Annotated in this window: 8 protein-coding genes; all 8 read right to left on the bottom strand. The window is 53.9% G+C overall.

Annotated elements, in window-relative coordinates; translation table 11 throughout:
• Positions 1-29: 29 nt before the first annotated feature.
• The 8 genes from Q4E40_RS01725 to Q4E40_RS01690 all read right to left on the bottom strand — a co-directional run bounded on the left by Q4E40_RS01725 (position 30) and on the right by Q4E40_RS01690 (position 14316).
• Positions 30-2780, bottom strand: a complete 2751-nt coding sequence (locus Q4E40_RS01725; protein WP_303409677.1) for an alpha-L-rhamnosidase-related protein — start codon at positions 2778-2780, stop codon at positions 30-32.
• A gap of 747 nt (positions 2781-3527) precedes the next feature.
• Positions 3528-4706 (bottom strand): aldose epimerase family protein, encoded by a 1179-nt coding sequence (locus Q4E40_RS01720; RefSeq protein WP_303409676.1) that lies wholly within the window; start codon positions 4704-4706, stop codon positions 3528-3530.
• 19 nt (positions 4707-4725) lie between these two features.
• The gene (locus Q4E40_RS01715; RefSeq protein WP_303409675.1) at positions 4726-6300 is read right to left on the bottom strand and encodes an alpha-amylase family glycosyl hydrolase; all 1575 of its coding nucleotides are present in this window, start codon (positions 6298-6300) and stop codon (positions 4726-4728) included.
• A gap of 209 nt (positions 6301-6509) precedes the next feature.
• A complete protein-coding gene (locus tag Q4E40_RS01710; RefSeq protein ID WP_303409674.1) occupies positions 6510-7550 on the bottom strand; it encodes a SusE domain-containing protein in 1041 nt (346 codons plus the stop codon).
• Between the two features lie 75 nt (positions 7551-7625).
• On the bottom strand, positions 7626-9251 hold the full coding sequence (locus Q4E40_RS01705; RefSeq protein WP_303409673.1) for a RagB/SusD family nutrient uptake outer membrane protein: 1626 nt from the start codon (positions 9249-9251) through the stop codon (positions 7626-7628).
• 11 nt (positions 9252-9262) lie between these two features.
• The gene (locus Q4E40_RS01700; protein ID WP_303409672.1) at positions 9263-12556 is read right to left on the bottom strand and encodes a SusC/RagA family TonB-linked outer membrane protein; all 3294 of its coding nucleotides are present in this window, start codon (positions 12554-12556) and stop codon (positions 9263-9265) included.
• Between the two features lie 17 nt (positions 12557-12573).
• Positions 12574-13608: a FecR domain-containing protein gene (locus tag Q4E40_RS01695; RefSeq protein WP_303409671.1), complete on the bottom strand. Its 1035-nt coding sequence runs from the start codon at positions 13606-13608 to the stop codon at positions 12574-12576.
• A 144-nt stretch (positions 13609-13752) separates the two neighbouring features.
• Positions 13753-14316: an RNA polymerase sigma factor gene (locus tag Q4E40_RS01690; RefSeq protein WP_303409670.1), complete on the bottom strand. Its 564-nt coding sequence runs from the start codon at positions 14314-14316 to the stop codon at positions 13753-13755.
• Positions 14317-14485 lie beyond the last annotated feature (169 nt).

The raw sequence follows: 14485 nt of genomic DNA, 5'->3' as shown, positions 1-14485 counted from the left end.
CGGGGCTTTCTGTAAGTTCTACAAAAAATCTATTGTACCCGAATCAGGCGCAGGTGGTCGATCATCGCCTGGTTGATCTCGCCGTTCATGTTCTCATTGGCTGGCTCGAAGGTGAGTGACAATTGATTTGTGCCTTTACTGAGTTGCACCCATACCTTGTTGGAATAGCCCCAGTCACTCCACTCGCCAATGCCACGCTGCGGCAGCACGATGGTACCTGCCACTTCCTTGCCTTTGCGAAGGGTGCGCATGGCCGCTTTGTTGTCGGTGTTGATCGGGCCGTTGCCGTTGGCATAACGGAAGTCGATGGCATACAGGCCAGCCTGCGGCGCGGTCACTTTAAAACGGATGGTCGTGTTCGTCTTTTTACTCACCTCCACGAAGCCCTTGCCCGTGAATCCTTTGTAAGGTTGTTTGGCTGGCGTAGCGGCTGCTTCGGCTTCGTATACCTGTTCGAGCACTGCAGGGTATACCGGTATTGGCTCACTTGCAAAAGAGCTGTAACCTGCCGCATCAGTCGCGATTACCTGGTACTCGGCATAGCCTTCCGGTTGCACGGCTATACCTGTTTCGGTGGTTTCCTGCAGTGGCTTGCCATTCCGGAGCACGGTATAGATCACGGCGCCTTCCACCGGTTGCCAGCTGAATTTGCCATTTGCATAGCTCGTAGCCGGGGTGGCTGGCGTCACATGGTGGGCTACTTTATTCTGGCTGCCTTTATCACTTATTTCATCGGCAAGCACGATCTGCACCTTGTGCTGTCCGGTTAGGCTGGCAGGTATAGCGGCTCCTTCCAGCGGCTGACCGTCCAGTGTGATGCTACGGATGCTGTTGCCAAATCCCTGTATGTCAATGTCGAGCACGGCGTTCCTATACCTGAAGTTGGTGAGGCGATGTTTGCCTTTGTATACCTCCGGCACAAAGGGCTTGAACACCAGTTTGTCTGCCTGGAAATCCATACCGAAAAGCAGTTTGTAAGTCATGCCCAGGAAGCCGCCCACACTCCAAAGCTGACGGTCGGAGTTTACCTGTGTGCCGGCGTAGTCACCGTTGCTGGCCACAAAATTCTCCTTGTTGGTGAGGAACAAAGCAGCCGGTCTATAAATAGCGTTGAGGCTCTCCACGGTAGCGGTTTCGTTGCCGGCTTTGGCGGCCGCCAGCGTCCAGTAAGCCTGCACAAAGGGCCAGATGCCGTTGTTGTGGTAAGGCGGCATGTTCGGAATCTGCGGGAAAATGCTTGGGATACCAAAGTCATATACCGGTGTGCTGGCCACGATGCGTTTTGCCCGGTCGGTGTCAGCAATGCCAAACAGCACAGTCAGCGCCTCGCCCAGCGCCTCAGACCTTGGGGAAAGCGACAGGTAGTTGCGGCCATACAGGTATTGCCCATAATAGCCTTGGTCTTCCTGCCACAGGTGCTGGTTTATACCTTCCTTGATCTGCTCAGCCAGCTGGCTATACCTGTCGGCCGCCTGCTTGTCGTTCAGCATCATCGCCATTTGGCTCAAGAGTACATTTGCCTGGTAATGCACCGCATTGGTGCCCAGGTTCTGCGAAGCATAGATGTCGGCCGGCTGCATCCATTTCGGATAGGTCTGTTCGCGCCAGTCCAGGAACGAGGACTCTCCGCGCATCAGGTTTGTGTTCTGGTCGTAAGCATTCAGCAGGTCATCTTCCACTGAGTTTCGGATGATCTCGTAAGACTCGCGCAGCCAGTTCTGGTTGCCGGTCACGGTATAGATTTCCCAAGCCGCGATGCCCCACACAATCCGGTCCGTCGACACCGGATAAGCGCCGCCCGTACCTGTATCCTGAATGATGCGGTTGTTCTTCACTTTGCGCATCAGGCTTTTGCGGGCTATCTCCGGCTCAATGGCCGCCAGCCCTAATATCAGCGCGTAGCTGATGTCGCGCGTCCACACGCCGGCCCATTCTTTGCCCGTCCGGAAAGTGCTGTCGGCCTCGATGTTCTTCACCACTTCTTCCAACGTCATGTTGTAGAGCGCATCGGTGAGCACATAGTCGGAGCTATACTGCGGATAATGGTCGATCGGCGCGCTCAGCTTCCAGTGCGAGGCCGTGAATTTTTCTTCACGATGGGCGTTCATGGTGAGCGTCACTTCGTAAATGCCATCGCCGTCCGGGTCCTCCAGTTCCATCCCTTCGCGACTTGCCAGGTTATCGAAATCCCAGGTGAGCGGAGAAGAGTTACCCGCGATGTAAACTCCCTTGAAATCGTCTTTGTATACCTTGCTGCCGTTGTAAGCAGTGTAGAAACCGTCTTTCTTAAAAGCGGCCAGTACTTCGCGCATATCCACTCGCACCGTCAGGGGTGTGTTAGGTGGCAGAAACGCCTTTGGCGGCGCTGGAGCAGTGGCTTTCAGCTGCTGCCCGAATTTGATGATCGGGGTTTCGCAGCTTCCGCCCTCCTCGGCAAGGCAGATGAACTGGTGGTCCATACCCGGCGGCATCTCGTTGTCCTTGCTGTTGATGCTGAACTTGAATAGGACCTCCGGAGACTGAAATTCGTTCGCCGGGCTCTGGTAACCGGAGGTGATCTCAGTAGGGGAGATCGCCTTGGCTACGTAGTCTCCTTGCGTGATGCGGTCAGGGTATACGCTGTATGCTTGCGATTGCCAAAGCGCTTTTTCGGCACTGACTGCAGTGGTGGTTGCAGCTGTGCCGGTAGTATTGCCCGTTTCAGGCTGCTGGGTTTTGCAGGCGCTTGCGGTTAGCAGTGCTGCTAAGGTGATGGCGTGTATGTAAGTGTGTTTTTTCATGGTCAATTTTTATGCTGTTTGTATATCGCAAGTTTAGCATCAGCGCAACTTGTGGTTGGACTTGAGGCTAGTTTGTAACTGGCGTAGCTGCACTATAGGTATACCTCAAGCTATTTTACTTTGTAGCTTCGCCTAGCCGGCGGGGCCCTACTTTTTTCCTTGATGAAAAAAGTAGGCAAAAAAATCAAGACGATTTTGAACTCGCTGACCGCTCAAACAAAAAATCGTCAAAAGCGCACCGGGCATGCCTATCTGTTTCATTGCCAGCGTGCAAGTTAGTCTTGCTATACCTGCCAGTGGTTTGTGTGCTACAGGCCTATACCTTTGAACTGGCAGTAGCAGAAACTCTCCCCTTGAGGGGAGCGCAGAGGGGTGTGATCGTGCACAAGCCAGCGCCTTCAAAGCTTATACCTGTGAGATGGCAACTTTAGGTTCCCCGCCTTAGACAAGGAGGGGTTAGGGGTGGTTGGACCCGGTCTTGCAAAACAGAAACAACACTGCTTCTACCTTTTGATTGGCATCTACAGAAAACTCCCTCTTGGGGGTGGGGGCCCTCTACAAAGAAGGGGGCAGGTGGATGACAGTATTTAACAGATATACCTTTGCTAGAATGCTTATACCTGTGGTTTGGCAGCTTCCTTAAATTCCCCTCTCGAGAGGGGCAGGGGTGTGACAATCGTATGTGGAATCCTGTAAACCCCTTAATCCTGTCAATCCCTAAATCCTGAAAATCCTGATTCAGACAAGCTATTCCCCTTTCACCCCAAACTTATAAACTGTCGTTTCGCTGTACTTCTCTCCAGGCCTCAGGATCGTCGATGGGAAACTTTCCTGATTCGGGGAATCGGGGAAGTGCTGGGCTTCGAGGCAGAGGCCAGCGTAGCGGTTGTAGACCGTGTTGTTGTGGCCGGTCAGGGTGCCGTCGAGGTGGTAGGCGGTGTAGAACTGGATGCCGGGCTGTGTAGTTTGAACTTGCATCACGCGGCCTGTTGCCGGATCTTCTACTGTTGCGGCAGGCACCAATCTGTCGCCTCCGTTACGCACCACGTAGTTCAAATCATAGCCGTAGCCCTGCAGGTTTTCGATGCGGTCGCCTACGCGGGTAGGCTTGGTAAAGTCGTAAGGTGTACCCTTCACTGACTTCAGTTCGCCGGTAGGTATAAGCGTCTCGTCGGAAGCCGTGAACTGGTCGGCGTGGATCGTGACGATGTGGTTGAGGATGTCCTTTTCCTTGCCCGCGCTTAGGTTGAAGTAACTGTGGTTGGTCAGGTTCACCGGCGTGGCTTTGTCGGTGGTGGCTTCGTAGTCGATCTTCAGGTCGTTGAAGCCGGTCAGGGTATAGGTTACGACAACGGTCAGGTTGCCGGGGTAGCCCTCTTCGCCGTCCTTGCTCACGTAGGTCAGCCGGATCGCATTTTGCTTTTGCAGGGGCTCGGCCTGCCACACCACTCTGTCGAAACCCGTAATGCCGCCATGCAGGTGGTTGGGCGCATTGTTGACAGCCAGCGTATACTCCTGCCCGTCCAAGGTAAATTTCCCGTTGGCGATGCGGTTGGCGTAGCGCCCCACAATACCCCCGAAGTGCGGATCGTTGGGCACGTAACCGTCTACGCTGTCGAAACCAAGCGCTACTTCGCCCAGCTTGCCATCCCGGTCAGGTGTTTGGATGGAAGTGACGATGGCGCCGTAGTTAGTGATTTTCACGGTCATGCCGTTGGCGTTGGTCAGGGTATAGAGCTGCACCTGCTGGCCGTTGGGGGCAGTGCCAAAAGGCGCGGTTTTTATTTCCATGGTGTTCACTTCTTGTTTACTCAAACTCTGTCCGGGCTGGCCCGGCTTGCCACCGCAGCCTGATATGGTTGCGAGACCCAGACACCCGAACAGCACCAGGGCGCGCAAGGTATAGCGGACTTTACGTTTTTTCATAAACTCTTTTCGGTATGTTTTATTTTCTAAGGATAAGGGAGCTGAAGGGTGGAAGCTGCGCCGTAGTGCCATTCAGTTTGGCAGCGTTATGCTGATGCAAAAGCTGCTTGTGCTCCTGCAGGCTGGCAGGTATAGGAACGCTCACCTCTTTGCCCGACAGGTTATGCAGTACCAGAACCGATTCACCGGCCATGGTGCGCATAAAGCCGCTCACTGCCCGGTTGCCCATGTTCACCGGCTCCAATTCGCCATGGGTTAACGCTTTGCTGCTGTTGCGCAACCGGATGTAAGCTTTGTAATGATTGAGGAGTGAGTTCGGATCCTGCGCCTGCTGCGCCATCGGCTTCACGTTCTGCTCAGTGCTGAACTCCGGTGTCACCCAGGTGGTGCGGCAATCGTCTTTTGCTTTGGTATCCCACAGGAAGGGTTCCCGGATCATCTCGTCCGGCTTCTTGCCGAGCATCCCGATCTCCTCGCCGTAGTACACGTAGGGGGCGCCGGGTAACGTAAACAGCAGGGCCGCCGCTACTTTAGCTTTGTTCAGGTCCCCGTTCACCTCACTCATGATGCGGTTCTGGTCGTGGTTGCTCAGAATGGTGGCGTCCACAAAGTCTGGATTCACCTGCTGATAGGTGTTGATGATGCGGTCATGGTGGATGGCCAGTGAGTCGCCGTTTCCTGTCTTCAGGGCATCGAGTATTTTCCAGCTCATCTCAAAATTGAAAAGCGCCGGGAGTCCTTTGGTATAGGGTGCTACCACATCAGCTTCGGCCCATACCTCGCCCACCAGGTATACGTCCGGCTTCACTTGCTGCATCTCGGCTCTGAACTCCTCCCAGAAAGCATGGTTGTCGGCCGGTCTGTCATCCGGGAAAATGTGGCGGGCCGCATCCAGTCGGAAGCCATCCACACCCACTTCCTCGAGCCAGTAGCGACCTACCTTGTATACCTCCTCGCGAACTTTCGGATTGTCAAAATTGAGGTCGGGCATGCCGCCCCAGAAGTAGCCGAAGTATTTGTAGTCGCTGCCTTTCACCTCATGCCAATGCTGCACGTTGTGGGAGTCGTCGCCGGTGGTCTTACCTTCGCCTTTGGTTTGCGGATCGTCTTTGTGTGCCCATACGTAGTAGTCACGATAAGGGCTTTTCTCGTCTTTGGCCGCCTCCAGAAACCAGGGATGCTGGTTGCTGGAGTGGTTCACCACCAGGTCGATCACCACCTTGATGTTGCGCTTGTGCGCCTCCTCCACAAAGGTCTTAAAATCCTCCATGGTGCCGTAGTCGGGGTGAATGCCGGTATAGTCGGTCACGTCGTATTTGTGGTAGGAAGGAGAGGGGCTCATCGGCATAAGCCAGACGCCCTCTATACCTAGCTCAGCCAGATAATCGAGTTTGGAGGTCATGCCTTTGATGTCGCCGATGCCGTTGTTGTCGGAGTCGCAGAAGGACTGCACAAAGATCTCGTAGCTCACGCTGCGCGGCCATTCGCTGGCTTTGGCGGTGGGCTGTTGGTCGAGTTGTGCTGGTGTGCTACAGCCCGTCGCAAGGTATAGCGCAGGTAGAAGCAACAGGTAATGCAGGTTTCGTTGTTTCATGGTTGTTAGTGTATCCCATTCGGCCAGCGTTGGCAGACTCATGGCTTGGCTTGATTTAAATGCTCATGCCTGGTGTTTATGTTGCTAATAATCAGGATGGCTTTATAAAGCAAACCCGGCCAAGCTTTGTAGCCTGCCGGGTTTGCTGAGTTTAAAATAGCACTTCGCAGCAGGATACTTTCGTAAAGGCCATGTGCGAGTGTAGCATCTTAAAGCTTGGTCAGTGTGTAGGTATAGTTACCTGGGTTCGCCAGATTCAACACCACTTCATACCGACCCGCCTCTGTTACCTTGATGTTGGCAGCGCCATACTCCAGGCTGGCATCGGCATTGTCATCACCGAAGTTAATGTCCCATTTGTCATTGGCTCTGAACTTAATTTCTCCAACAGACAATTGGAGCGTGGCCTTCCATACCTGAGCAGTCGCATCGTAAGTCATGTCCTGGTCGTTATCCCAGCTGCCGGTGGCGTCGCCTATTACACCCCATGTTGTCTTGACGGCCTCCCAGGTCAACTGGTTGGTGTTGGCTTTGAGCAGGTAATAGCCTGCGCCGTCTACTTGCAGGTCAGTGCCTTTTGCAACCAGTGTACCTTTGTTGCCGCTGCTGGTGCCTCCAAAGTCATTGTCCCAGTTGGGTGCGGGGTTTAACTTGAAGTTCGTCTTGGCATCGGGGAAGTTCACATAGCCTTCATACACCCCGTTGTCATTCACTGACGACACCTTGGGCGCTTTGGCGGGGTCCCAGCCCTGGTGGCTGCCCGGCACCCAAAGCGACACGTACTCAATGATGTCGAGGAATGGCGTCACTTTAATTGACACCACATTGGAGTGAGTTGGTGTAACACTTTCTGCTACAGAGGATTTTACACGTACCTGCATCGTGCCTTCGTTGTTCGGAGCCAGACCCAGCTGCGTAGCCAGGGTATTCAGTTCTGCCACGGTAAGGGTTTTGCTCAGCATGCCGGGCGTAGTTTCTACCTCCCTGGCTTCCGCAAAATCGCCGCCTTCAGCAATAAACTGCAAGGTATAGGTAACTGCCGCCTGGAAGCCGTAGTCAGCGGCGGTCCAGTTCAGGGTAATCGCGTCCTCGGCTTTGTTTTCAGCAGCCAGTTCCACACTGTTGGCTGTGGAAGCAAGGGTAGGGACAGCGCCCGGGCGCAGTACCAGCCGCTCTTCCTCTTTCTCACAGGAGAATAGTACCAGCGATATCAGGCACAAGGTGAATAACTTATTTATCGTGCTTTTCATATTTGATGATTTCAAAATGTGATTTATCTACCCGGAAGCCTACTACTAATGCAGCCGGCTTCCGGTTTTTTCAGATTATCGCGTATAGCCCGGGTTCTGCGTCAGGTTCGGGTTGGCGGTCAGGTCTGTGCTTGGGATCGGGTACAGTCTGCGGAATTCCTCCACACCTCTGCCCTCCGGAACCCCACCTTTCCACGGCCATACATAGGTAGCCGATGTAAACCTGTTGAAGCGGATCAGGTCTGTTCTGCGGTGGCCTTCCCATTTCAGCTCGCGCGCACGCTCGTTGATAATGAAGTCAAGCGTAAGCTGTCCCTGGTTGATCGCACCTCCGTTGTCTCGCATAGTACCTGCTGCATTGGAGTAGGCACGTCGGCGCAGTTGGTTCACGTAGCCCAGCGCATCAGCGACAGAACCACCTCCACCGCGCAGCACCGCCTCCGCATACATCAGGTACACGTCAGCCAGTCGGAACATCGGGAAGTCTGTGTCCGGGTGGTTACCGCTTGGATCAGAACCCGCCTGACCCGCTCTGTTCACGTTCTTATATTTCGTGATCGGGTAGCCTTCCGTAAAGGTGAAGATATCGGCAATCTCGAGGCTCTGTCCGTCGGTATGGAACATGGCACGCTCATCCGGGGTTGCATTGGTACTTGGGAAAAGCTCCACAATGTTTTTGGTAGTGCGTAGACCACCCCAGCCACCGTTGATGCCAAAGGCAGCTGCGTCCATGCTGCCTCCCACCGGAGCGTGCACCAGGTAAGTCATTCCACCCCAGGTAGTGGTTCGCATCCCATCAAAGGTGATCGGGAATATGATCTCGCTTGTGGTATGGTTATCGGCCAGGAATAGATGACTGTACTCTGCCTCCAATTGGAAACGTCCTGAGTCAATTACTTTGCGTGAGTAGGTCACGGCATCGGCGTATCGGCCCTGGCCGGTGTATACCTCCGCGTTTAGGTATAGCTTGGCAAGCAGCGTCCAGGCGGCAGCCTTATCAGCCCTTCCGTACTCGAAGCCCGGCTCACCCAGCTCATTTTCGATGGCCAGCAGTTCGCTCTCCACATAGCTGAACAGTTCGGTGCGAGTAGTTTGCTCCGGTAAGAAAGAGCCTACCCGGTCTTCTTCTGTCACAAAAGGCACGTTGCCATACAGGTCAAGCGCATGCCAGTAACTCAGGGCGCGCAGGAAACGAGCCTCGGCCCGGAAACGCTTGGCTTCTTCCAGGTTGGCTCCCGTGATGCCACGCTCGCTCAGCAGGCCGTCCTGTGTTTCGCGGATGAACTCGTTTGTGAGCGACACCTGGTAGAAGATCCGGTTGTAAAGCGCACGCAAGAATTCGTTGCCCGGAGTCCAGTCCATGTCATGCAGGTCACGCAGGTTGCCGTCGTTCCAGGCGATGATCGCCTCGTCGGTCGGCAACTCCTGTGCCTGCCAATACTGGCGCAGGTAGTTCGAGAAACCTTCGTCGATGCCGCTGATGTCGGGTCGACCTGCAGGACCCTGCTGACCTGTCACGGCATAGCCGGCGTACATTTTGGCCAGGATGCTCTTGTAGTTGCCGAAGTCACGGTATACGTTGGCCGACACCACATCGTACTTCGGCTCTATGTCCAGGTCGTGGTCACAGGAGGCTGCAGACAGGGAAATAACGCCTGCCAGTGCTATGTTTCTTATATTTCTGAAATTCAGAGTTCTCATGATGGGATGAATTAAAGATTAACTGTCAGACCTAAGGTATAAACACGCGGCCTCGGGTAAAAATTATTGTCTATACCGCTGGCAATCTCAGGATCAAGACCGTTGTATTTCGTGATTACAAACAGGTTCTGGATGTTGGCATTCAGGCGTAGGTTCGCTTTCTCGTTGAAGATACCACCCACATTGTAACCGAAGTTGATGTTCTCCATACGCAGGAATGAAGCGTTCTCCATGTAGTAGTCAGAGAACAGTTGGTAGTTCATGAAGTTGGTCTCCAGCACGTTGGGCGACACGTTGGTAAGGTAGCCCGGGAACATGAATGAGCGGTAGGCACCGTTGTTTGAGTATATGTTGTTATACATGTAGTTGCCCACGCTGCCGCGCATCACAAAGCCGAAATCAAAGTTGCCGTAAGTCAGGTTAGAGTTAAAGCCCAGGAAGAAATCCGGCTCCGGCTTCTTGTAGCGGTAGCGGTCAGCTTCACTGATCACACCGTCTTTGTTCAGGTCAGCATACAGGCCTTCGATCGGCTTGCCCTGCTCATCATACACCTGCTTGTAGACATAGAACACATCCGGCGCATAGCCAACCGTTCTGATCTGGATGTTGTTACCCACGCCACCGGCAATGGTGCCAACCGGGTAGCCTTCAAAGTCAGGATCTTCGACCTTGCTTAAATTGGTGATCTCGCGCTTCTGGTATGTGCCGTTGACCCCAATGCTCCAGGTCAGCTTTTCGTTGCTGATGGCCACGTAGTTCAGGGCTGCTTCCAGTCCTCTTGTCTCCAGGTTGCCCACGTTTGTGATCAGCTCATTTACCAAGTTGGTGCCCGCAGGAACCGATACGAGGGCCAGCAGGTCGCGGGTGTCTTTGAAGAAGTAGTCGAGGCTACCATTCACTCGGTTATTGGCAAAGCCAAAGTCTATACCTGCGTTGTAGGTGGTTGTTTCCTCCCACTTAATACCGGCATCATAACCCTCCGGACGGAGCAGGTTGTAGAACTGGTTGCCAAACTGGTATTGCGCTGTGTTGTCGCTAATGGTATAGCGTGCCAGGTACGGGAAGAAAGGACCGATATCCTGCTGCCCTGTAACACCTACGCCCAAGCGGAGCTTCAATTCAGATACAGTCGGTGAGTTTTTCAGGAATGCCTCTTCGTTGATTCTCCAGGCCAGTGCCAGCGCCGGGAATGTGCCCCAGCGAACGTCATCACTAAAGCGTGATGTACCGTCACGGCGCACGGTAGCTGTCAGGATATAGCGGTCGAGGAGCACGTAGTTCAATCGGCCAAAGTAAGAGCGCAGGCGGTAGAAATCGTTTGTAGGAAGCCCTGGCTCCAGGTCGCTCAGCGGCGTGCCCTCTGCGTCAGCTGGTATAAACTGCGGACTCTCGTTCTCAAACTCCTGGAAGGAGTAACCGGCTGTCGCGTCGACGCGGCTGTTAATGCCGGTCAGGTCTTTCACATAGTTCAGGTAGAAGTCAACCAGGCTGTTTTTCTTCTCCTGCTCGAACTGGGTTCTTCTGCCGTTGTTTGGCGCCTCGGGCGCAAAGGCGGCCGGGTAGAAAGTGGTGCCGTTGCTGTTGGAGCGGTCAAAACCCAGATTGAGGTTGGCTCTCAGGTCGGGCAGGAAATGAAGTTTGTAGTCGAACTGCACGTTACCGATGTGGCGTTTCACCTCGCCGCGGTCGTCGCGCTGCTCCAACATACTTACCGGGTTGCGTGTAGCCAGCGGGTTGTAGCGTCCGTTGGCATCCAGCCACTGGAAGTAGCCGCCAAACGCGTCGCTGCCAGACATCACAGGCTGTGTCGGGTCCATGGCAACGGCCGCCCCAATGGCGCCCACGTCAGCAAATTTACTGTCGGTGATTGCTCCTTTGTAGTTCAGGTTAACGGTCAGGTGGTCATCGAGGAAGCTTGGGTTCAGGTTGACACCAATGGAGCCACGCTCAAAATTACCAGTGCGCAGCACCCCGTCCTGGTTCAGGTAGCCCAGCGACACGCGGTAGGGCAGTTTGCCCACTGAGCCGCCTATGCTCAGGTTGTTGTCTGTGGTATAAGCGGTCTGAAAGATCTGATCCTGCCAGTTGGTGTTGGCGTTGCCGAGCAGTGCGATCTGCGAAGGCGTACCCTGCTCGTTCACTACCCGGCGGAACTCGTCAGCACCCAGCACATCCACTGTTTCACCCACTTTGGAGAGCGAGTGCTGTGTTGTAAACGTCACCGCGAGCTTCTGCCCGGCAGTGCCTTTTTTGGTCGTGATGATGATCACGCCGTTTGAAGCGCGCGAACCGTAGATGGCAGTTGCCGAAGCATCTTTCAGAATATTGAAAGTCTCGATGTCATTCGGGTTGAGGAAGTTGAGTGGGTTTGCTGCACCTGATACACCTGAGTTATCGAGCGGCACACCGTCGATCACGATGAGCGGATCGTTGCTGGCGTTGAGGGAGCCACCACCACGGATGCGGATGCGGCTACCAGAGCCCGGCGCACCACCGTTTGGTGTAATCTGAACACCGGCCACTTTACCCTGTATCAACTGCTCTGGCGTGGTGATCTGGCCCTGCACGAAGTCTTCGGAGGAGATCGCTGTTACAGCGCCCGAAATATCGGATTTACGCTGCGTACCATAACCAACCACGACCACTTCCTGCAGCGCCTGCGCGTCGGGGCGCATCGTTACACTCACAGTTGCCTGGTTGTTGATGGCTACCTCCTGCGTGGTATATCCGATGAATGAAAATACAAGCGTACCACCAGAAGCTGGCACAGGCAGCGTAAACTCTCCGTTTGCGTTGGTGGACGTACCACGGGTCGTACCTTTCAGCACCACCGTTACGCCTGGCAGCGTTTCGCCGTTCTCGTCCAGCACGCGGCCGCTAACGGTTACATCCTGTTGTACCGCTGCGCGGGGCTTGGCTACAACGGTGGTGTTGGTGGCTGCGGCAGGGCGTGCCTTCGAGATGATGTACACGCCTCTTACTTTTTTATACGCCAGGTTGTTGCTAGCCAGGGTGGTGCCCAGGAATTCGTCTACGTTCTGCACGCCGCCTTTCGGCTCCGGCACGATCAGCTGCACATCGTCAGCCAGGCTGGCCTGGTAAGAGAACTGTATGCCGTGTGAGTTTTTGAGATCGTTGAGCAAATCCTTGAGGGACTTGGCCGTCAGGGCCTGTCCGGAGGTGTGGTTCACTGCAAGGTTCGGACCCGGGCCCGGATAACCCTGAGCGGTCCCCGGTACCTGAAAGCAGCACAGGGCTACTGCCAAACCAAAGGACCCTAGTCTCTTAGTAGATTTATTTGACATGGATTATGCGTTAGTTTTTATAATGAGCTAATGTATATAGTGTTCTCTTGTTGGGTAATCTTGAGTTCAAAGGTCTCAGCCAGTGTGTGCAGGATGTCTTCGGGGTTCTTTACTTCCAGAAAGGCGGTGATGCGCTGCCCGGAAAGCTCTTTGCCACTGAATTCTACTTTATAGCCATACTGCTGCTCGATCAGCACACCTACTTCACGCAGGGTGTAGTCGTCAAAATATACCTTGTTATGCTGCCAGGCAGTGTATAGGTCCGGGTCAACGCGGCGGTGGCGAAGGTCGCCTGCTGCAGATACTGTTACCAGGTCGCCGGGCTGCATTTCCAGTTGCCTGGTTTTACCGTTTTGGGTGGCGCTCAGCCTTACTTTGCCGTTTGCCAGCACAACCCGGTCTTCCTGGCCGCGGTCATATACGTTAAATTCCGTCCCCAGTACGTTTATTTCAGTGCCTTTGCTGGTTTTTACGATAAACTGCTGTCTGTTAGGCTGCTGTGTTACCGAGAAAAAAGCCTCGCCGCGCAACTGAACGGTCCTGGGCTCATCCTTTTCCCATTTTTCAGGAATAGTTATACTTGAATTGGCGTTAAGTACTATTACGGATTTGTCCGAAAGTTGGATAATGCGCTTCTCTCCGTAAGCGGTGGCATAGGTAACCGGCTCGGCGCTTTGGCGGGTGAAAAGGAGGGCGGAAGTAGCAAGCAGCAGAATGATGACGGCCGCTGCAGACAGCCAGGTTCTGCGGGTGTACCCCCAGAGCGAGAACACGGGCCCGTCATCCCTTCCGTGCTCCCGGTCCTGCTGTATCGCTTCCTGCAGTTGCTCCCAAACCAGGTCCGCATCTTCGTCGGAGCTATGGTCCTCAGCCTGTTCCTGCGACAGCAGTAATACCAAACGGCGTGCCTCCGCCATTTCCTGCGCCTTTTCGGGGTACTGCTCAGCAAACTGTGACCAATACATGGTGCTTTCCCGCGTAGGGTATTTGACCCATTGTATAAAGTCATGGTCGGCTGCCAGTTCAGCTGCAGTGGCTGTTGCGTTGTTCATGTCAGGCATCTGTTTGTTGTGCGGTTTCAGCTTATAGGTACATACTATTTACAATAGCCGACAACCTCAGAAATTATCCCTCCTGTTGGAAGAAAAAAATAAAAGATTTGCTAAAATATTGTGGGTAAGCAGGATAGGTTTTCGCTAAAAGAAGAGAGTGAGGAGCAGGAGGGCGCTGTTATGGAGCAGTTGCTGCAGACGGGCAATGGCTTTGTAGGTGGTCTTGTACACGGAGTCCTGCCCGATGTCCATGATGGCGGCGATCTCATCGTACTTGAAGTTGGCGTAGTATTTCAAGAAGATGACTTCCCGCTGACGGGCCGGAAGCTGTGAGAGCAGCTCCGTGATCCGCTGGCGCGTCAGCTCGGCCGTCTGCAGCTGGATCAGGGTCTGCTCGTGGGAGTCCTCTAGTTCAAAGTGGTAGTTTTCGGGCAGGGCTTCGTGCAGTTTGGCGCGGTTGCCTTTTTTGATGAGCTCGTTGCGGATAGCTTTGAGCAGGTAATGCTGCACGCTGGCAGGGGTGCCTACTGTGGCACGGCTTTTCCAGAGCGAAAAAAACACCTGTTGCAGACAATCGCGTATAAGCTCTTTGTCAGACGTGATCCGGTTGCCATAACGCAGCATGATGGGAGCAAAATGACGGTACAGCAGCGAAAAATCATCTTCGCTTCCTGCTTTAAACCTGCCCCAAACTTCCAGCTCGTCCATGCGCGATTGCACCGTTTTCGAAACGGATTACAACAATTATATTAGAATTTAATCGGATATCATACCTTTAGGCTCTGAAAAATATACAATCGTATCTGGTGTTATAACACGTAATTCAAAGCACGGGCGTATTTGTCTTGGCGGGTGCGTGTTTGTACAGACAGAAATT

This window comes from Pontibacter coccineus (genome assembly GCF_030546575.1).
Lineage (GTDB): Bacteria > Bacteroidota > Bacteroidia > Cytophagales > Hymenobacteraceae > Pontibacter > Pontibacter coccineus.
Note: the sequence above shows the minus strand (reverse complement) of the source record. Positions and strands in the feature narration are given on the sequence as shown.